The 18,965-nt window shown below is 65.8% G+C and carries 16 protein-coding genes and 1 pseudogene; 10 read left to right on the forward strand and 7 right to left on the reverse strand.

Annotated features, from left to right (window positions below):
- Both XI08_RS13810 and XI08_RS13815 read right to left on the reverse strand, forming a co-directional pair.
- Positions 1–231: pseudogene (locus XI08_RS13810) on the reverse strand (hypothetical protein); the annotation flags it as partial.
- A 37-nt stretch (positions 232–268) separates the two neighbouring features.
- A complete protein-coding gene (locus tag XI08_RS13815) occupies positions 269–1,561 on the reverse strand; it encodes an adenylosuccinate synthase (protein WP_271574795.1) in 1,293 nt (430 codons plus the stop codon).
- 360 nt (positions 1,562–1,921) lie between these two features.
- Here XI08_RS13815 and mgtA point away from each other — a divergent pair, with 360 nt between their 5' ends.
- Complete coding sequence (gene mgtA, locus XI08_RS13820) at positions 1,922–4,420, forward strand: magnesium-translocating P-type ATPase (RefSeq protein ID WP_271574796.1); 2,499 nt, start codon at positions 1,922–1,924, stop codon at positions 4,418–4,420.
- Between the two features lie 158 nt (positions 4,421–4,578).
- Positions 4,579–5,511 (forward strand): DMT family transporter, encoded by a 933-nt coding sequence (locus XI08_RS13825; RefSeq protein ID WP_271574797.1) that lies wholly within the window; start codon positions 4,579–4,581, stop codon positions 5,509–5,511.
- Positions 5,512–5,545: 34 nt separating this feature from the next.
- Here XI08_RS13825 and XI08_RS13830 read toward each other — a convergent pair whose 3' ends face one another.
- Both XI08_RS13830 and XI08_RS13835 read right to left on the reverse strand, forming a co-directional pair.
- Positions 5,546–5,950 (reverse strand): VOC family protein, encoded by a 405-nt coding sequence (locus tag XI08_RS13830; RefSeq protein ID WP_271574798.1) that lies wholly within the window; start codon positions 5,948–5,950, stop codon positions 5,546–5,548.
- A gap of 32 nt (positions 5,951–5,982) precedes the next feature.
- Positions 5,983–6,387 (reverse strand): hypothetical protein, encoded by a 405-nt coding sequence (locus tag XI08_RS13835; protein WP_271574799.1) that lies wholly within the window; start codon positions 6,385–6,387, stop codon positions 5,983–5,985.
- A 73-nt stretch (positions 6,388–6,460) separates the two neighbouring features.
- Here XI08_RS13835 and XI08_RS13840 point away from each other — a divergent pair, with 73 nt between their 5' ends.
- From XI08_RS13840 to XI08_RS13850, 3 genes are all read left to right on the forward strand, one after another.
- Positions 6,461–7,093 (forward strand): TetR/AcrR family transcriptional regulator, encoded by a 633-nt coding sequence (locus tag XI08_RS13840; RefSeq protein ID WP_271574800.1) that lies wholly within the window; start codon positions 6,461–6,463, stop codon positions 7,091–7,093.
- Between the two features lie 173 nt (positions 7,094–7,266).
- Complete coding sequence (locus tag XI08_RS13845; protein ID WP_271574801.1) at positions 7,267–8,202, forward strand: DMT family transporter; 936 nt, start codon at positions 7,267–7,269, stop codon at positions 8,200–8,202.
- Between the two features lie 176 nt (positions 8,203–8,378).
- On the forward strand, positions 8,379–9,356 hold the full coding sequence (locus XI08_RS13850; protein WP_271574802.1) for a Bug family tripartite tricarboxylate transporter substrate binding protein: 978 nt from the start codon (positions 8,379–8,381) through the stop codon (positions 9,354–9,356).
- Between the two features lie 255 nt (positions 9,357–9,611).
- Here the strand turns inward: XI08_RS13850 and XI08_RS13855 are convergent, their stop codons facing one another.
- The gene (locus tag XI08_RS13855) at positions 9,612–11,297 is read right to left on the reverse strand and encodes a methyl-accepting chemotaxis protein (protein WP_271574803.1); all 1,686 of its coding nucleotides are present in this window, start codon (positions 11,295–11,297) and stop codon (positions 9,612–9,614) included.
- 252 nt (positions 11,298–11,549) lie between these two features.
- Here XI08_RS13855 and XI08_RS13860 point away from each other — a divergent pair, with 252 nt between their 5' ends.
- The 5 genes from XI08_RS13860 to XI08_RS13880 all read left to right on the forward strand — a co-directional run bounded on the left by XI08_RS13860 (position 11,550) and on the right by XI08_RS13880 (position 17,473).
- The gene (locus XI08_RS13860; RefSeq protein ID WP_271574804.1) at positions 11,550–12,593 is read left to right on the forward strand and encodes a C-terminal binding protein; all 1,044 of its coding nucleotides are present in this window, start codon (positions 11,550–11,552) and stop codon (positions 12,591–12,593) included.
- Positions 12,594–12,678: 85 nt separating this feature from the next.
- A complete protein-coding gene (locus XI08_RS13865) occupies positions 12,679–14,022 on the forward strand; it encodes an ABC transporter substrate-binding protein (RefSeq protein ID WP_135177083.1) in 1,344 nt (447 codons plus the stop codon).
- A 164-nt stretch (positions 14,023–14,186) separates the two neighbouring features.
- Positions 14,187–15,143, forward strand: a complete 957-nt coding sequence (locus tag XI08_RS13870) for a carbohydrate ABC transporter permease (protein WP_271574805.1) — start codon at positions 14,187–14,189, stop codon at positions 15,141–15,143.
- Entirely contained in the window at positions 15,136–16,032 is an 897-nt protein-coding gene (locus XI08_RS13875) for a carbohydrate ABC transporter permease (protein WP_027544909.1), read from the forward strand. The genes XI08_RS13870 and XI08_RS13875 overlap by 8 nt, the downstream gene beginning before the upstream one ends.
- An 85-nt stretch (positions 16,033–16,117) precedes the next feature.
- Positions 16,118–17,473, forward strand: coding sequence for an esterase-like activity of phytase family protein (locus XI08_RS13880; protein ID WP_271574806.1), 1,356 nt, complete (start codon positions 16,118–16,120; stop codon positions 17,471–17,473).
- A 214-nt stretch (positions 17,474–17,687) separates the two neighbouring features.
- On the opposite strand, the gene XI08_RS13885 is transcribed toward XI08_RS13880, so the two are convergent.
- Together XI08_RS13885 and exbD are read right to left on the reverse strand one after the other, a co-directional pair.
- Positions 17,688–18,518, reverse strand: a complete 831-nt coding sequence (locus XI08_RS13885) for an energy transducer TonB (protein ID WP_271574807.1) — start codon at positions 18,516–18,518, stop codon at positions 17,688–17,690.
- Positions 18,518–18,964: a TonB system transport protein ExbD gene (gene exbD, locus XI08_RS13890; protein WP_271574808.1), complete on the reverse strand. Its 447-nt coding sequence runs from the start codon at positions 18,962–18,964 to the stop codon at positions 18,518–18,520. The genes XI08_RS13885 and exbD overlap by 1 nt, the downstream gene beginning before the upstream one ends.
- Position 18,965: the final 1 nt, after the last annotated feature.

The following is an 18,965-nucleotide window of genomic DNA, read 5'->3' on the forward strand; positions in this document are numbered from 1 at the left end:
CGAGGCCTCGCGGGCACGCTGGGCGGCCTCCGATTCGACCTTGCGGACGGCCTCTTCCAGCGACAGCCGTTCGCGCGTGATCTCGGATTCGGAGAGCGGCGGCTGCACACTGCGGAGCTGTGCGATCAGCGCCGTGCGCGCCCGCTCATAGAGCGCGCGACGGCTTTCGCCGGGAGCGTTGGGGTCCAGGGCGGCAATAGCGCGGGCGATCAGCGGATAGTAATCAGCCATTTCTACTCAACTATACGCGCCTCCCGGTAAGAGATCGTTAAGCCTCAAACGGATTTTGTACCAGGATAGTATCTTCGCGTTCGGGGCTGGTGGAAAGCAGCGCGACGGGGCACCCCACCAATTCCTCGATCCGGCGGACATATTTGATGGCCTGGGCCGGCAGGTCGGCCCAGGACCGCGCACTGGCGGTCGGCTCCTTCCAGCCCTCGATGGTCTCGTAGATCGGCTCGACCCGGGCCTGGGCACCTTCGCCGGCCGGGAAGTGGTCGATCTCCTTGCCGTCGAGCTTGTAGCCGGTGCAGACCTCGATCGTGTCGAAGCCGTCGAGGATGTCGAGCTTGGTCAGCGCGAGACCGTTGATGCCGCAGGTGCGGACCGCCTGGCGGACCAGCACGGCGTCGAACCAGCCGCAGCGGCGGGGCCGCCCGGTATTGGTGCCGAACTCGCGGCCACGCTCGCCGATCTTGCGGCCGATCGCGTTGTCCTGCTCGGTCGGGAACGGGCCCTGGCCGACGCGGGTCGTATAGGCCTTGCACAGGCCGAGCACGTAGCCGACCGCGCCGGGGCCGAGGCCCGAGCCGGTCGCGGCCTGCGCCGCCACCGTGTTGGACGAGGTGACGTAGGGATAGGTGCCGTGGTCGACGTCGAGCAGCGCACCTTGCGCGCCCTCGAACAGCATGCGCTTGCCTTCGCGCCGCTTGATGTCCAGCAGCCGCCACACCGTCTCGGCATAGGGCAGAAGCTGCGGCGCCAGCGCGGTCAATTCCTTCAGGATATCCTTGCCGTCGAACTCCGGCAGATTGAGGCCGCGGCGCAAGGCGTTGTGGTGAGCCAGCAGCCGGTCGATCTTGTGCGGGAGGGTGTCGAGGTCGGCGAGGTCCATCAGGCGGATGGCGCGGCGGCCGACCTTGTCCTCGTAGGCAGGTCCAATGCCGCGGCGCGTGGTGCCGATCGCGGTCGCCGCGTTGGAGGACTCGCGCAAGGCATCGAGCTCACGGTGCAGCGGCAGGATCAGGGTGACGTTCTCGGCGACGCGCAGATTTTCCGGGGAGACGGCAACGCCCTGCGCGCGCAGCTTGGTGACCTCGTCGAGGAAGGCGGCGGGATCGAACACCACGCCGTTGCCGATCACCGACAGCTTGTGCTCTCGCAGCACGCCCGAGGGCAGCAGCGCGAGCTTGTAGGTCTTGCCGTTGATCACCAGCGTGTGGCCGGCGTTATGGCCGCCCTGGAAACGGACGACGATGTCCGCCTGCTCCGACAACCAGTCGACGATCTTGCCCTTCCCTTCGTCGCCCCACTGGGCGCCGACGACGACAACATTGGCCATTCGCGGGTAATCCCTATTCAATCTGTCTCTAGGAGGCATGATCCTCGCGGAAAACCGGTGCCCACTTTTCCGGGATCATGCCTGCGCCAAGCCCTCTCTGCGGCCCAAGGCCGCTCGCACGCAAGGCAGCCAACCGGATAAAGGAAGCAGCCTCTCTAGGCAAGCAAGAACGGGGCTTTTTCGAGGTCGGGAAGGCACTCCAAGCCTTTGATATCCCCTTAAAATCCTGAAAGGTTGGCGGCCCGGCGGCAGCGGAATTGACACGCATCAACCGTTCCGGCCCGCGATTGCGCCAAGGGATGGCTGTCACCTCCCCAGCTTACCCTTCCCGGGGCTGGAAGCCTTCATGTCGGATACGCCGTGACCAAGCCACCGAACAGCCAGGCGAACCAGTTCTGGCGCCTGCCGACGGATGCGCTCTGCACCGAGCTCGGCTGCTCCTTGCAGGGCCTGACCGCGACCGAGGCCGCCGCACGGCTCGGCCGTTTCGGGCCGAACAGCGACGCGCCGCCGCGCATCGAGGGGGCCGCGCGTGCGATCCTGCGCCGGCTGCTGGAGCCGCTGTCGCTGATCCTGCTGGTCGCCGGCATCGTCTCGATGCTGACCGGCGACGACATCGGCGGGCTCATCATTGTCTTGATTCTCGCGCTCTCGATCGGGCTCGACACCATCCAGGAGGGCCACGCGGTCCGCGCCGCCGAGATCCTCCGCCGTTCGGTGGCGCTCAAGGCCGAGGTCAGGCGTGACGGCGCCTTCCGCGAGATCGACGTCGACCACGTCGTTCCGGGCGACCTCCTGCGCGTCCGCGCCGGCGACATCATCCCGGCGGATGCGTTGATCCTGGAGAGCACCGCCTTCACGGCCGGAGAAGCCGCGCTCACCGGCGAGCCCTATCCGGTGCAGAAGCGCACCGGCGCCGCGACCGACCCCGACGACACATCGAATGCCCTGTTCCGCGGCGCCGTGGCGCAGACGGGCGAGGCGATCGCGCTCGTCGTCAGGACCGGCCGCGACACCGTGTTCGGCGCGGCGGCCTCCGCGCTCGCCGAGACGCAGGCGCCCTCCCCCTTCGAGCGTGATTTGCGCGAGTTCGGCCTCGTGATCGCGCGGGCCACGCTCGCGCTGGTGCTGGTCGTGCTCACCGTCCGCGTCGTATTCGGCCGCGAGGTGCTCGATTCGCTGCTGTTCGCGGTCGCGCTCGCGGTCGGGCTGACGCCGGAGCTGCTGCCGATGATCACCACTGTGACGCTGTCGCGCGGCGCGCTGCGGATGGCCGGCCGCAAGGTGATCGTGAAGCGGCTGGCCGCGATCCACGATCTCGGCGCCATGACGGTCCTCTGCACGGACAAGACGGGCACGCTGACCTCGGCCGAGATCACGCTCGCCAGAAGCCTCGACGCCGAGGGCAAGGACAATGCCCGCGCCGCGCAGCTCGGCGCCATCGCGGCATCGCTCGGCGGCGACCGCGGCACGCTCGATGCCGCCCTCGTCGCCGGCCGACCGGACGCCGCGCAGGGCTGGACTCTGGCCGGGCGGCAGGCCTTCGACTTCTCGCGCCGGCTGGGATCGGTGCTTGCGACCGGCCCCGAAGGCACGCTGCTGATCGTCAAGGGCGCGCCGGAAGCCGTGCTCGCATTGTGCACGATGGACGAGAGCGCGCGCAGTGCTGCGACGGTGCGCGTGCGCGCGCTCGCGAGCGAGGGCCTGCGCACCGTGGCGATCGCCTCGCGGGCGTGGAGCGGCGTGGTGCGCGAGGTCGAGACGGAGGACGAGACCGATCTCGCCTTCGAGGGCTTCTGCGCTTTCGCCGATCCGCCGAAGCCGACGGCCACAGCCGCAATCGCGCGGCTCGCGGCGAGCGGCGTGGGCCTGAAGATCCTCTCGGGCGACGACCCCGTGGTGGTGAAGCGGCTCGCGAGCCTGGTCGGCCTGAATCCCGCGCGCGTGCTGTCGGGGGCCGACATTGCACAGCTCAGCGACGAAGCGCTCGCCGTGCAGGTGCGTTCCACCGACGCGTTCGGCCGCCTCGCGCCGGACCAGAAGTCGCGCATCGTGAAGGCGCTTCAGGCGGGCGGCGAAGTGGTCGGCTTCCTCGGCGACGGCATCAACGACGCACCGGCCCTGAAGGTTGCCGACGTCGGATTGTCGGTCGACGGCGCGACCGGCGTGGCGCAGGCCGCCGCCGACATGATCCTGCTCGCTTCGGATCTCGAGGTCGTCGCCGACGGCGTCGAGGAAGGACGGCGCACCTTCGCCAACATCATGAAATATGTCCGCATGGGCGCGAGCTCGAATTTCGGCAACATGCTGTCCATGGCGATCGCCTCGATGGTGCTGCCGTTCCTGCCGATGCTGCCGACGCAGATCCTGCTCAACAACCTGCTCTACGATCTCTCCGAGCTCGGCATTCCCTTCGACCGGGTCTCGCGTGCGGCCACCGCGCAGCCGCAGGTCTGGAGCATGACGAGGCTCGCGCGCTTCGCCGCGATCATGGGACCGCTGTCCTCGGTGTTCGACTTCCTGACCTTCGGCGCCCTCATCATGCTGTTTCACGCATCGCCCGGCGAATTCCGCACCGCCTGGTTCATCGAATCCATGGCGACGCAGATCCTGGTGATCTTCGTCATCCGCACCAACGGCCGACCGTGGCGCAACTGGCCCGATCCAGTGCTGTCGGCCTCGTCGCTGATCGCCTTGCTGGTCGCGATGGTCGTGCCGTTCACGCCGGTCGGCACCTGGTTCGGCTTTGTCGCGCCGCCGCCGCTGATGATGGCCGGCATCGCGCTTCTGGTGGTGGTCTATCTTGCCTGTGCCGAACTGGTGAAGCCGTTTGCGATCCGCGCCGGGCTGAGGGGTTGAGCGAGGTTCCGGCTGCCGCTCCCGTGCATGGACAGGATGCGTCGTGCCCCATTGATATCAGGCGGATTTCCGTGTCTTTGAACGGGCCGGGTTCCGAACCGGCCCGGGTGCCGCCGGGCCGGGGCCTCGGCGCATGACGCGGGGCCATAACAATCACAATGTCCGCCACCGACCAGACCACGAGCGCCGCGACGCCCGGCCACAACTGGATCGCCAACCAGCCTTACCTGCTGCTCAGCATCACCGCGCTGTGCTGGGCCGGCAACGCCATTGTCGGGCGGCTTGCCGCCGGCCACATCCCGCCGGTCACGCTGTCGTTCCTGCGCTGGCTCTTCGCCTTCCTCCTCGTGCTGCCATTCGCCTGGAAACATCTCGCGCAGGACTGGCCCGCGATCCGCAGCAAGCTCGGCCTGATGGTCACGCTCTCGATCACCGGCATCGGCGCCTTCAACACGCTGCAATACTGGGCGCTGGAGCATACCCAGGCGCTCAACACGCTGCTGCTCCAGTCGTCCGCGCCGCTGCTCGTGGCACTGTGGTCGCTGGCGATCCTCGGCATCCGGCTCACCGCGGCACAGGCCTTCGGCGTGCTGCTGTCGATGTGCGGCGTGCTGACGATCCTGCTGCATGGCGATTTCACCACGCTGTCGAACATCGAGTTCAACAAGGGCGACCTCATCTTCCTCCTCGCGCTGCTGATCTTCGCGCTCTATTCGGTGCTGAGCCTGAAGCGGCCGGCGATGCACGGCCTGTCGTTCCTCGCCTTCACCTTCGGTGCCGGCGCCGCCTGCCTCATTCCGCTGGAGATCTGGGAATTGTCCGCGCGGCCGGTGATGAAGCTCGACGGGCCGAACCTGCTGACGCTGTTCTATGTCGCGGTATTCCCCTCGACGCTCGCCTATCTCTGCTTCAATCGCGGCGTGCGCCTGATCGGCGCCAACCGCGCCGCACCGTTCTTTCACGTCGTGCCGGTGTTCGGCTCGATCATGGCGATGGTCTTCCTCGGCGAACGCCCGCAGGCGTTCCACTTCATCGGTTTCGCGCTGGTGCTGTCGGGCGTATTCGCGGCGTCAAGGAAGCAGGCGAGCTAGCCCCCTTGTCAGCTCGCCGCGCAGCCTTCTGCGGTCAGGTGCTCGCCGATGGGTTCATCCATACGATTTCCCAGACATAGCCGTCCGGATCTTCAACGTGGCGGTTGTACATGAAGCCGAGATCCTGTGCCGGGTTGGGATCGGCGCGACCACCCGCCGCCACCGCGCGAGTCAGCGTTGCATCGACGGCGTCGCGGTCATCGACCGTGAGGGCGATCAAGACCTGACTGTCGCGGCGCGGGTCGCCAATCGGGCGTTTGGTGAATTGGCGATAGTGCTCGTGGGTCAGCAGCATCACGCCGATCGCGTCCGTGACCATGAGCGAGGTCGAATTCTCGCCCGAAAACTGAGGGTTCACCGTACCGCCGAGCGCGACATAGAACGCCGTCGATGCAGCGAGATCGCGCACGGGCAGGTTCAACAGAATCATCCTGGGCATTGCTTTTCCTTCTTCAGCGGCGGGATGCCGCGCTAGATGTAGCGCGCCGCGCCCATGCACAGGGCGGTGATGGCGAGCAGAGCGGCGGCCACGCGCTGGGCGGTCGCGATGCGTGAGCGCACATCCGCCGCCTCGCTCGTGCCACGGCGCAAGCTCAGCAGCGCACGGGGGCCGGTCGCGGCCTGAACGCCGGCTGCGATCAGCGCGCAAACCGCACCAAGCGCGAGCACCTGCTCGGCCGCGCCAAAACTGCCGGAATGAGCGAGATGCCCGAGATAGCCGCCGGTGAGGATCGCAATCGTCGCCGCGCCGAGCTGCGGACCGACGAGCTGCTCGCCCCCGGCTGCTCCGGTTCGCGCCAGCGCAAAGCTTGATCCGGCCCAGAACACGGACGACAACACATGAAGCGACAGTGCGATCACGAGGGCAGTCTGCATGGCAAGCTCCAAACCGGCTTCTAAATTGGATATACATCATGTATAATCAATGCGTCAAGACGATGGCAGGGCGATGCCGAAACGCAGCTATGTGAGCTCGGTCCGCGCCTCCGCGGCCGCGGAGACGCGCGAACGCATCATCGCGGCCGGCGCGCGCCTGCTGCGCAAGGATGCGAGCATCGCGAACTTCTCGCTTGACGTGGTGGCGAAGGCGGCCGGCGTCACGCGGCTGACCGTCTACAACCAGTTCGGATCGCGACGCGGACTGCTGGAGGCCGTGTTCGACGACATCGCGCGGCAGGGCGGCCTGTTCGAGCTGGCCGACGCGATGGCGCTGCCGGACCCCCGCGCCGCGCTCGATCGCGTCGTCGCGATCTTCTGTACCTTCTGGGCGCACGACCCCGCGATCGGCGGCCTCAACCAGGCGATCGCAACCGATCCCGAATTCGGCAATGCGCTGGTCGCGCGCAACGAGCGGCGGCGTGAGCTTGTGACGGGACTGGTGACACGCATCACGGAGAGCCGTGCCGCAAAGCGGGCCGTGCAGGATGCCGTCGACCTGATCTTCGTCCTGACGAGCTATCCGACCTTCGCAGCGCTGAGCCCGCAGCGGTCGACCGAGGAGGTCTGCCGCCTGTTGCAGACAGCCTGCCACGCCGCTGTCGATGCGTCGATGCCGGATGCGCGCGCCGGTCGGAAGACGTAGGCCGCGGCGGCTCCTAGTCCTTCTGCCTCGCCGCGACGATCACGCGCCGGGCGCAGCGATGTTCAACATATTGACCGCCAGAGGCACCTCCTCAGGTCATGCCTGCATTGTAGCATTGCGGTCGCGTGACTTGTGTCACGACGGCAATCCGGCGCAAGTTGCATCCGACCCCAATGACGATCGCTTCGCCAGCGCCACCAGCCTCGAATCCGGCCAGTTGGCTCAACAACCAGCCCTATCTGCTGCTCAGCCTGAGCTCGCTGTTCTGGGCGGCCAACATCGTGCTCGCGCGCCATGTCGGCGCGCACGTGCCGCCGCTGACGATGACCACAATCCGCTGGTTCGGCGTGTTCCTCATCCTGCTGCCGTTCGCCTGGCCACATCTGAAGCGCGACTGGCCGGCTCTGCGCAAGAGCCTGCCCCTGATGCTGTTCCTGTCGCTGGTCGGCTTCGCCTTCAACAACGCGATCTCGTACTGGGCGATGCAATACACGGAGGCGCTGAACGCGCTGCTGATCCAGTCGGCCGGGCCGCTGTTCGTGGCGCTGTGGTCGCTGGCGCTGTTCGGCGTGCGGCTGACCGGTGCCCAGCTCGCCGGCATCGCGATCTCGCTTCTCGGCGTGCTGACCATCATCCTGCGCGGCGATCTCGCGGCGCTGGCAAGCATCAGCTTCAACAGGGGCGACATCATGTTCGCGTCCTCGCTGGTGGCATTCGGACTCTACTCCGCCTTCATCCCGCGCCGGCCGAAGGTTCATCAGCTCTCCTTCCTGTCCTTCACCACCTGCTGTGGCGCGGTCATGCTGCTGCCCACCGCCGTCTGGGAGGCCTGGCGCGGCAACGTCATGCAATTCGACGGGCTGACGCTGGCAACGCTTGGCTACATCCTGATCTTCCCCTCGACGCTCGCCTATCTCTTCTTCAACCGCGGCGTGGCGCTGATCGGGCCGAACCGGGCCGCGCCGTTCTTCCATCTGGTGCCGGTGTTCGGCTCGGCGATGGCGATCCTGCTGCTCGGCGAAAAGCTCCAGCCGTTTCACCTGATCGGCTACGCGCTGGTGCTCGCCGGCGTCGTCATCGCCTCGCGCAAGGGCTCGGCGGTGAAGTAATTCCGCGCCGCGGACGCTCCCCTCTCGTGTCCCGGACACGATGCAGCGCGAAGCGGTGCATTGCAGAGCCGCTGCGCTGCGTCCGGGGCACGAGACCTGGCGGCAAACTCCCGCCTTCCGATTCCAGCAAAGAGAAGCTAGGTTCCCCGCCAACGAAAAAGAGGGAACGACCAGACATGCTTTCAGCGCTGATGCGAAACCTGCGCACCATCGGCACGGCCGTGCTCTGCCTTGCCGCTTCGACCGCCGCACAGGCCGACAACTACCCCAGCCGCAACATCACGCTGGTACTGCCGTTTGCGGCCGGCAGCGGCACCGACACCACGACGCGGCTGATCTCGCAGCATTTGTCGCAGGCGCTCGGCGTCGGCATCGTGATCGAGAACAAGGCGGGCGCCAACGGCATGATCGCCGCGACCTTTGTCGCGCGCGCCGCACCCGACGGCTACACCCTGCTGGTGACGACCAACACCACGCATTCGGCCAATCCCTACCTGCTCAAGAGCCTGACTTACGATCCGGTCAAGGATTTCACCCCGATCGCGCGCACCGGCGATTTGCCCTTCATGCTGGTCGTTCACCCCGAGGTGCCGGCCAAGACCGTCGGCGAGCTGGTCGCCTATGGCAAGGCCAATCCCGGCAAGCTGAGCTACGCCTCGGGCTCGTCCTCGGCGATCGTGTCGGGTGCGACGTTCGCGCACAATGCCGGGCTCGACCTGCTGCACGTGCCCTACAAGAGCTCGCCGCCGGCGCTCAACGACGTCATGGGCGGCCGCGTCTCGATGATGTTCGTGGACATCCTGACCGGCCTGCCGCACGTCAACGGCAACGCGCTGCGCGCGCTCGCCGTCACCACCAAGGATCGCTCTCCGCTGGTGCCGAACCTGCCCTCGATGCAGGAGGCCGGCGTGCCGGACTTCGACATCTCCTCGTGGCAGGGCTATTTCGGTCCGGCCGGCATGCCGAAGGAGATCGTGACGCGGCTCAACGCCGAGATCAGGAAGATCGTCGAGAAGCCGGAGATCAAGGCGCAACTCGCCACCCTCGGCATGGATGCCTTCTCAGGCACGCCGGAACAGCTCGGCACCTTCGTGAACGAGCAGCTGGTGCTGTGGGAGAAGCTGATCACGAACGCGAAGATCGAGAAGCAGTAGAGGCACCCCGGGGATGCTGTCATCGTCCGCCTTGTGCGCAATTGCGCGCTGGGGCGGACGATCCAGTATTCCAGAGGCGGCCGTGCTCAAGCCGAGAAGGCCGCGGCGTACTGGATGCCCCGCCTTCGCGGGGCATGACGGGCGTAGGGTGGGCAAAGCGACGCGTGCCCACCGTCGAACATCACGCACTCAAAAGGAAAAAGGTGGGCACGACGCTTGCGCGTCTTTGCCCACCCTACGAATTCAGCGCAAGACTTACGCCGCACGCACCTTGGCGAGGAAGCCGTCCACCGCACTGCGCAGCGCGCCGGACTGGCTGTCCAGCTCGCGGGCGTTGGTGAGCACGTCGGTGGCAGCAGAGCCGGTCGCTTCCGCGGCCGAGGTGACGCTGCCGATATTGGCGTTGATCTCGCTCGAGCCGGCCGCAACCGACTGGATGTTGCGGGCGATCTCGCGGGTCGCCTCGCCCTGCTGCTCGATCGAGGCGGAAATGCCGGCCGTGATCTCGCTCATCTCGGCGATGGTCTGGGTGATGCCGCCGATCGCCGCGACCGCGTCGCTGGTCGAGGTCTGCATCGCCGCGACCTGGGCGGAGATTTCCTCGGTGGCCTTCGCGGTCTGGTTGGCGAGCGCCTTGACCTCGGAGGCGACGACAGCGAAGCCACGGCCGGACTCGCCGGCGCGCGCCGCCTCGATGGTGGCGTTGAGCGCGAGCAAATTGGTCTGCGCCGCGATCGAATGAATGAGCTTGACCACCTCGCCGATCTTCTCCGCGCCGGTGGAGAGCTCCTGCACCGTGGCGTTGGTGCGCTCGGCGTCGTTGACCGCGCGGCTCGCCACTTCGGTCGAACGCGTCACCTGGCGGGAGATTTCCGCAACCGAGCTCGACAGCTCTTCGGCGGCGGCGGCAACCGTGCCGACATTGCCGGAGGCCTTCTGCGAGGCCGCGCCGACGGTCGCTGCGCGCGAGGAGGCGTCGCTCGCGGTCGCCGTCATCGACTGCGCCGTGCTCTGCATGCCGGCCGCGGCCGAGGACACCGAGCGGACGATGCCGTTGACGCTGCGCTCGAAGTCCTTGGCGATCTCTTCCATCGCACTGCGACGATCCGCCGCGGCGCGTTCCTTGGCGTCCGCCTCGGTCTTTTCGAGGTCGCGAATACGGACCGCATTGTCCTTGAAGATCTGAACGGTCGCGGCCATCGCGCCGACCTCGTCGCCGCGGCCGAAGCCGGGAATGTCGCCCTCGAGCTTGCCGTCGGCGAGATCCTTCATACGGGCGCCGAGCAGCGCCAGCGGACGGCTGATGCTGCGGCCGATCAGCCAGGCGACGCTGCCGGCGACGATGACGATGCCGAGCATGGCGAGGCCGAGCAGCCAGTAAATCGGCCCCATCTTGGCGTCGATATCCTCGAGATAGGCGCCGGTGCCGAGATACATGTCGAAGCCGGGGACGGCGACCGCGTAGCCGAGCTTGCGGATCGGCTTCTCCTGGCCGGGCTTCATGTATTCATAGAACAGCAGGATTTCGCCGCTGGCCTTGACCCCGTCCATGATCTCGCGGGACAGCTTGCGCCCGTTCGTCTCCACGTCCATGCGGTTCTGGCCGATCACCTTCGGATCCGGCGCAAGCTGCGTGATGCCGTCATAGGTGGTGCCGAACAGATAGCCGGAGTTCTTGTCATACGTCATGGAGTTGCCGTAGCGGCGGAGATCCGCGAGCGCGGCATCCTTGGTCATCTCGCCGGCGCTGACGCGCTTCATCAAGGCAGCCGCATAGTTGCGGGCCATCTCCACGATCGCCTTGGTCTGGTCGATGCGTGCATTCACCATCTCGCGCTTCATCAGATATCCGGCGAGAACTCCGGAGATGCACAGGCCGAACAGGGTCACACCGACAAGGATGCCAAGCTTGGGGGCGATCTTCAGATTGCTCAACTTCACGATGGGCTCCTCGGGTGGCGCGGACTCGCGCGCAGACCTTTTATTTGAATCAACTTTTAGTGTGTGACCCCTTAGCAAGTTACTTACGTGCCTCCGTAGAAGCCCTGACGACGCCGCGAAAAGCTGCGAATAATGGTCAAGCGAGCAACCGGCGATTGTACGCATGCACCCCGATTTCGCGTAAAAGACGCAAAGGCCCGCCGCGAAGGCCGGGCCACAACAAGAACCGACAGAACAAATCGGGAGCAGGAAATGCCGAAATACAGGGTGGTGACGCCGAAGGGCGCGAGCTTCACGGTCGCGGGCAGCGATTATTCCTACGAGCGCGAGGCGCTCGATCCGATCGACGCCGAGATCGTCGAAGCCCCGGCCAACGAGGCCGAGTTCATCGCCGCCGCGAAAAACGCCGACGCCATCTACGCCAAGGGCATCCCGATCACCAAGTCGATCATCGACGCGCTGGAGAGCTGCAAGGTCATCACGCTCGGCTCGGTCGGCGTGGACAGCGTCGACGTGAAGGCCGCCACCGCACGCGGCATTCCCGTCACCAACATCCCCGACACCTTCATCGAGGAGGTCGCCGACCACGCCATGATGCTGCTGCTCGCGGGCTTCCGCCGCCTGGTCGAGCAGGACCGGATGGTGCGCGACGGACGCTGGGCCGAGGGCCGGCCGGCGCTGCTGAAGATCCCGCGGCTGATGGGCCAGACGCTCGGCTTCATCTCGTTCGGTCGCGTCGCGCGTGCAGTTGCGAAGCGCGCCGCGCCGTTCGGCCTGCGCATGATGGCCTACGATCCCTTCATCCAGGAAACGCTGATGTACGACCACGGCGTCATCCCCGCGACGCTGAACGAGGTGCTGTCGCAATCCGACTTCGTCTCGATGCACGCGCCCGCGCGGCCCGAGGTGCATCACATGCTGACCGAGAAGCACTTCCGGCAGATGAAGAAGGGCTCGATCTTCATCAACACCGGCCGCGGCGCCACGGTGGACGAGGAGAGCCTGATCAAGGCGCTGCAAGAGGGCTGGATCGCGCACGCCGCCCTCGACGTGCTGGAGAAGGAGCCGCCCTCGCACAACAATCCCATCCTCAGCATGGAGAACGTGACCCTGACCGCGCATGTCGCGTCGGCCTCGGCACGGTTCGACGAGGCGCGCAAGCGCCGCGTGGGCTACGAATTGTCACTGGTGCTTCAGGGCATGTGGCCGGTAAGCTGCGTCAATCCGTCGGTGCTGCAGAACACCGCGCTCCGCCGCTGGCAGCCCGTCAGCATGGATCGCGGACCGAACAGCTAGGCGGCCGGCCGCAAAACGCGCCGGAAACCGGAACGGCCCTTCACCGGCGATCAACGCCGGGAAGGGAGACAACAGGGAGGAACTGATGAGGAACGACCTCACACGTCGTGACGCCTTGGCGCTGGGCCTGTCCGCTGCGACGCTCGCAGCAACCGGTGTTGCAGCGCACGCCCAATCCACGATCAAGGCCGCGGACGTCCCCGCACCGAAACTGCCGATCGAGAAGGGCGCAACCCTGCGCATGCTGCGGCCGGTGCGGTTCGTGCAAGCCGACGAAGACGTATTCCGCGCCAATGCAGCCAAATTCACCAAGGAGACCGGGGTCGAGGTCAAGGTCGACTTCGTCGGCTGGGAGGACATCAACCAGCAGACCGCGGTAACAGCCAATTCCGGCGCCGGTCCCGACATCATCATCGGCTTCTCCGATGCACCGCATATCTACATCGACAAGCTGATCGAGCTGACCGACGTCGCCGACTATGTCGGCAAGCGTTACGGCGGCTGGCTGCCGCTGGCGCAGCGCTACGGCAAGAGGAACAAGAGCGACGCCTGGATCGGACTGCCGTTCGGCGCCACCGCAGGTCCCCTGATCTACCGCAAGTCGATCCTGCAATCGGTCGGCTTCGACAAAGTGCCGGAGGACCACGCCGGAATCGTCGACCTCTGCCAGAAGCTGCAGAAGGCCGGCAAGCCGGCCGGTTTCGCGCTCGGCAACGCCAAGGGCGACGGCAACGGTTTTGCGAACTGGGCACTGTGGTCACACAACGCCGCCCTGCTCGACGAAGAGGGCAACGTCATCATCAACAGCAAGGAGACGATCGCCGCACTGAACTGGGTCAAGCAGCTCTACCCGACCTTCATCGCCGGCACGACGTCGTGGAACGACGTCAGCAACAACCGCGCCTACTCCTCGCAGGAGATCGCGCTGACCGCAAACGGCGTCTCGCTGTACTTCTCGCTGAAGAACGATCCGGCGACCAAGGCGATCGCCGACGACAGCGAGCATCAGTTGCTGCCGAAGGGCGTGGCCAAGATCTCGCCGATGGCGGGCCTGACCCTGAACGCCATGGTGTTCAAGCACAGCCAGTATCCCAACGCCGCAAAGGCCTTCCTGCAATACATGCTGGAAAAGGACCAGTACGAGCCGTGGCTCAATGCCAATTCCGGCTACTGGTCCCAGCCGTTGGCCGCCTATGCCGATGCCGCCGTGTGGTCGCAGGATCCCAAGGTGAAGTTGTTCAAGGATACCATGAACAGCACCTATTATGACGGCTACAGGGGCCCGATCTCGACGGCGACCGGTGCCGTCAGCGCCGACTACGTGCTGATTCAGATGTGCGCGTCGGTCGCCACCGGCGCCGCCACGCCGGAGGCCGCGGCCGCAGAAGCCGAACAGCGCTGCAAACGGTACTTCCGGCGGCAGAAGTAAGGCCGTCGACGAAGACGTCATTGCGAGGAGCCCGCGACAAAATTGCGAAGCAATTTTGCGCTGGCGACGAAGCAATCCAGACTTTCACCGAGGAGACAGACTGGATTGCTTCGCTTCGCTCGCAATGACGGTGTGATGACTTTCGAGAACAGGACAACACACTGATGTCCGTGACAACGCTTCCTTCTCCCACCCTGATGCACCGGCAGCCGTCCTGGCTGGTCCGCCTGTTCGACTACAAGCCGTTCCTGATCGTGATGTGCCTTGCGCCCGCGATCGGGCTGCTCGCGGTGTTCCTGACCTATCCACTCGGCCTCGGCATCTGGCTCGCCTTCACCGACACCACGATCGGCCGCAAAGGCGTCTTCGTCGGCCTCGAGAACTTCCAGTATCTGCTCACCGACCCGCTGTGGTGGAACGCGGTGTTCTACAGCGTGGTCTACACAGGCATAGCGACGTTCGGGAAGTTCGCGCTCGGCTTCTGGCTGGCGCTGCTGCTCAACAACCATTTTCCGTTCAAGAGCCTGCTGCGGGCGATCATCCTCCTGCCCTGGATCGTGCCGACGGTGCTCTCGGCGCTCGCGTTCTGGTGGATCTACGATCCGCAATTCTCGATCATCTCCTATCTCCTGGTCGACGTGCTGCATTGGCGGTCGAGCAATGTCGACTTCCTCGGCTCGCCCTGGCCGGCGCGGTTCTCGCTGATCGCCGCCAATATCTGGCGCGGCATTCCCTTCGTCGCGATCTCGCTGCTGGCAGGCCTGCAGACCATCTCGCCCTCGCTGTACGAGGCCGCGATGCTCGACGGCGCCAGCGCCTGGCAGCGCTTCCGCTACATCACCTTCCCGATGATGATGCCGATCCTCGCCATCGTGATGACATTCTCGATCATCTTCACCTTCACCGACTTCCAGCTGGTCTACGCCATCACCCGGGGCGGCCCCGGCAACTCGACCCATTTGCTGGCAACGCTGGCCTTCCAGCGCGGCATTGCCGGCGGCGAGCTCGGCGAAGGCGCCGCGATCGCGGTGTCGATGATCCCGTTCCTGGTGTTCGCGACGCTGTTCTCATACTTCGGCCTGGCGCGCCGCAAATGGCAGCAGGGAGAGAGCAATGACTGATACCGTCGCGCAAGCCACTGCCGACGCGAAGGCGGCGCCCGACACCATGGCCTGGGATTCCGGGCTGCGGCGGCTGATGATGATTTACCTGCCGCTCGGCTGCTTCGTGCTGATCCTGCTGTTTCCGTTCTACTGGATGGCGATCACCTCGTTCAAGCCGAACGCCGAGCTGATGAACTACAAGGCGCACAATCCGTTCTGGATCTCCTCGCCGACGCTGGCGCACATCAAGCATCTGCTGTTCGACACCGCCTATCCGCGCTGGCTGTGGACGACGATGCTGGTTGCGATCGGCTCGACCACGCTGTCGCTGGTCGCGAGCACGCTTGCCGCCTATGCGATCGAGCGGCTGCGCTTCCGCGGCAGTCCCTATGTGGGCCTCGGCATCTATCTCGCCTACCTCGTGCCGCCGTCGATCCTGTTCATCCCGCTCGCCACCGTGGTGGTGCAGTTCGGCCTGTTCGACAGCCCGATAGCGCTGATCCTGGTCTACCCGACCTTCCTGGTGCCGTTCTGCACCTGGCTCCTGATCGGCTATTTCAAGTCGATCCCCTACGAGCTCGAGGAATGCGCGCTGGTCGACGGCGCGACGCGGCTCCAGATCCTGCGCCGGATCACGCTGCCGCTCGCGGTGCCCGGCCTGATCTCGGCCGGCATCTTCTCGTTCACGCTGTCGTGGAACGAGTTCATCTATGCGCTCGCCTTCATCCAGAGCGGCGCCAACAAGACCGTGCCGGTCGCGATCCTGACCGAGCTCGTCACCGGCGACGTCTACCAGTGGGGCGCGCTGATGGCGGGCTCGCTGCTCGGCTCGCTGCCGGTTGCGGTCTTCTACTCGCTGTTCGTGGATTATTACGTGTCCTCGCTGACCGGTGCGGTAAAGGAGTAGCCGCCCGCTGCGGCGTTTGGCCCGGTTTCACAAAACTGCAACAAGCGATCCGCATAACGCGTGCGTCCGCCAACAGGAGACGCACATGCGCGCGACTTTTCTTGCCTCCGTCGCAACGATCATTCTCACCGCCAGCACAGCGCTCGCGCAGAGCGAAGGCGAATTCCCGGCGAAGCTCGCCGGTCACGTGGTGATGCCGGCCGAGTCGTTCATCGACGCGCCGGCGGATGCGCCCGCCGATCTCAAGACGTCCGGAAAGTACACCACCGGCAAACGCGTCGACGCGCTCGGCACTGTGATGGGCAAGTCCGCTGAGCGGGCAACCGGCGTGTCGCTGCCGTTCAAGGGCCAGCCGCTCCAGGGCCATTCCGGCATCAAGACCATGCCCGACGGCACCTTCTGGGTCATCACCGACAACGGCATGGGCGCGCGCGCCAATTCGCCGGATTCGATGCTGTATCTCAATCGCTACAAGATGGATTGGGCGAACGGCAAGATCGAGCGGCAGGAGACGATCTTCCTGCACGATCCCGACAAGAAGGTCCCCTTCCGCATCGTGCACGAGGATACCCAGAAGCGCTACCTCACCGGCTCCGACTTCGACACCGAAGGTTTCCAGATCATCGGCGACACGTTCTGGATCGGCGACGAGTTCGGCCCCTACATCCTGAAGGCCGACAAATCAGGCAAGATCCTGGGCGTGTTCGAGACGGTTGCCGACGGCAGGCCGGTGCGCTCGCCCGATCATTGGGCGGTGGCGACACCGGGCGCGCCGGGCGCGACCTATACCAACGTCAACCTCCGCCGCTCCAAGGGCTTTGAGGGTTTTGCCTCGTCCAAGGACGGCAAGTTCCTCTACGGCCTGCTCGAGGGCCCGCTGTGGGACTCCGAGAAGAAGGACTGGGAAAAGGTCGACGGCAAGGAAGCCTCCCGCATCCTCGAGTTCGACGTCGCCGCGGAAAAGTTCACCGGCCGCTACTGGCAATACGTGTTCGAGCAGAACGGCAATGCCATCGGCGATTTCAACATGATCGATCCCACGGCCGGCCTCGTCATCGAGCGCTACAACGGCGAAGGCACGGCCGACAAGGCCTGCCCGCAAGGCCAGCGCGGCGACAACTGCTTCCCCGATCTCGCCAAGTTCAAGCGCGTCTACAAGATCGAGCTCTCGGACGCCAATGTCGGCAAGCCCGTGCGCAAGATCGGCTATATCGACCTGATGAAGATCCGGGATCCCGACAAGAAGGCCAAGAAGCCGCTCAATGACGGCGTCTACACTTTCCCGTTCTTCACCATCGAGAACGTCGATCGCGTCGACGACACCCACATCATCGTCGGCAACGACAACAACCTGCCATTCTCGTCCAGCCGCGATCCCAATAAGGCCGACGACGACGAGTTCATGCTGCTCGAAGTCGCGGATTTCCTGAAGGCGAAGTAAGCTGAGGCTCTCTCTTCGGCCGCCACAAACTCCGCCGTCGTCCTGGACAAGCGCAAGCGCAGATCCGGGACCCATAACCCCAGGCCGGAGTTGCGGCGGAAGGTGGTGGTGACGAATCTTCGCCAAACGCGACCCTGTGGTTATGGGTCCCGGATCTGCGCGCGCTTGGGGCGCGCTTGTCCGGGACGACGGCGGAGTTGGTTGAGACCGCGCCCTACCTCACCGTAAACTCCACCGGGATCGAAAAGCTCATCGCGCCGTTCTTGATCTCATCGGGAATCGGCGGAAACGGCGAGGCCTGGCGGATCATCGACATGGCCTGGGCGTCGAAGGCGGCGACGCCGGAGGAGCCGCCGAGACGGCTGGACGTGACCTGCCCGCTGCGGCTGAGGGTGAAGTTCAGCCTCGCCACGCCGCGCTGACCGCCGCCTGCGGACGGATATTGGTGGAAGCGCATCAGATGGGCGCGGACGCGTTGATTGTAGGACGCGATCGCCGAGGCCACCGCGCCCGCGCTCATCGCAGACACCATCGGCGCATCGCGCTCGGCGCGCGGCGGCGCGCTGGTGCGCGGCGCGGGCGTCGCATCCGACGGCTTCTTTGCCTCGCGGCGAACGATCTTCGGCTTGTCAGGCGCAGGCTTTTCGACCGGCGCGATCTTCGCGGGTTCGGGCCTGGCCGGTGTCGGCTCCAGCTTCTGCTCAGGCGGTGCCACCACGTCAGGCTTGTCCTGCGGCGGTGTCGGCGCGATGGTTTCCTCGATCATTTGCCGCTGCGCGGGCTCCGGCGGCGAAGCGTCGGCCTCCTGCATCACCGGCCCGGGCGCAACGTCGTCCGGCACTGACTGCGGTGCCGAGGTCACCGGCGCCATGTCGATCATGATCGCCGGAAGGCTGACGCCCTGCTCCGGTTGCGACTTGAGCCAGCTCGTCGCAAGCAGCGCGGCGGCAAGATGCAACGCCACGATCACCGCGGCCGAGACACCCCAGCGTGCGCCCTCGCGTTCGCCGAGTGGCTCGTGCAGGGCAAAGGCGTTCGCGGTCATCAGCTGCGTCCGTCGAGGCCGACGAGGGCGACCTTGAGATACCCGGCGTTGCGCAGGGTGTTCATCACGTCCATCAGATCGCCGTAGGAAACCGCCTTGTCGGCGCGCAGGTAAATACGCTCGTCCTTGCGGCCCCTGGTGGCGGTGTCGAGCGACGAGGTGAGCGCCTCCCGAGCCACGACGTCTTCGCCGACGGCAATCGACAGGTCCGGCTTCACGGTGACAAAGACCGGCCTGTCCGGCCGCGGCGCCGGCTCGGCCGCGGTCGCCGGCAGCTCGACGCCGATGTCGACGGTGGCGAGCGGCGCGGCCACCATGAAGATGATCAGCAGCACCAGCATCACGTCGATGAACGGCGTGACGTTGATCTCATGGGTGAGGTCGAGATCACTGGGGTCACCGCGCTTGAACGACGATCCCGAACCTGCGCCGAGCTTCGCGGCCATG

It is taken from the genome of Bradyrhizobium sp. CCBAU 11361 (assembly GCF_028128935.1).
Classification (GTDB): domain Bacteria; phylum Pseudomonadota; class Alphaproteobacteria; order Rhizobiales; family Xanthobacteraceae; genus Bradyrhizobium; species Bradyrhizobium niftali.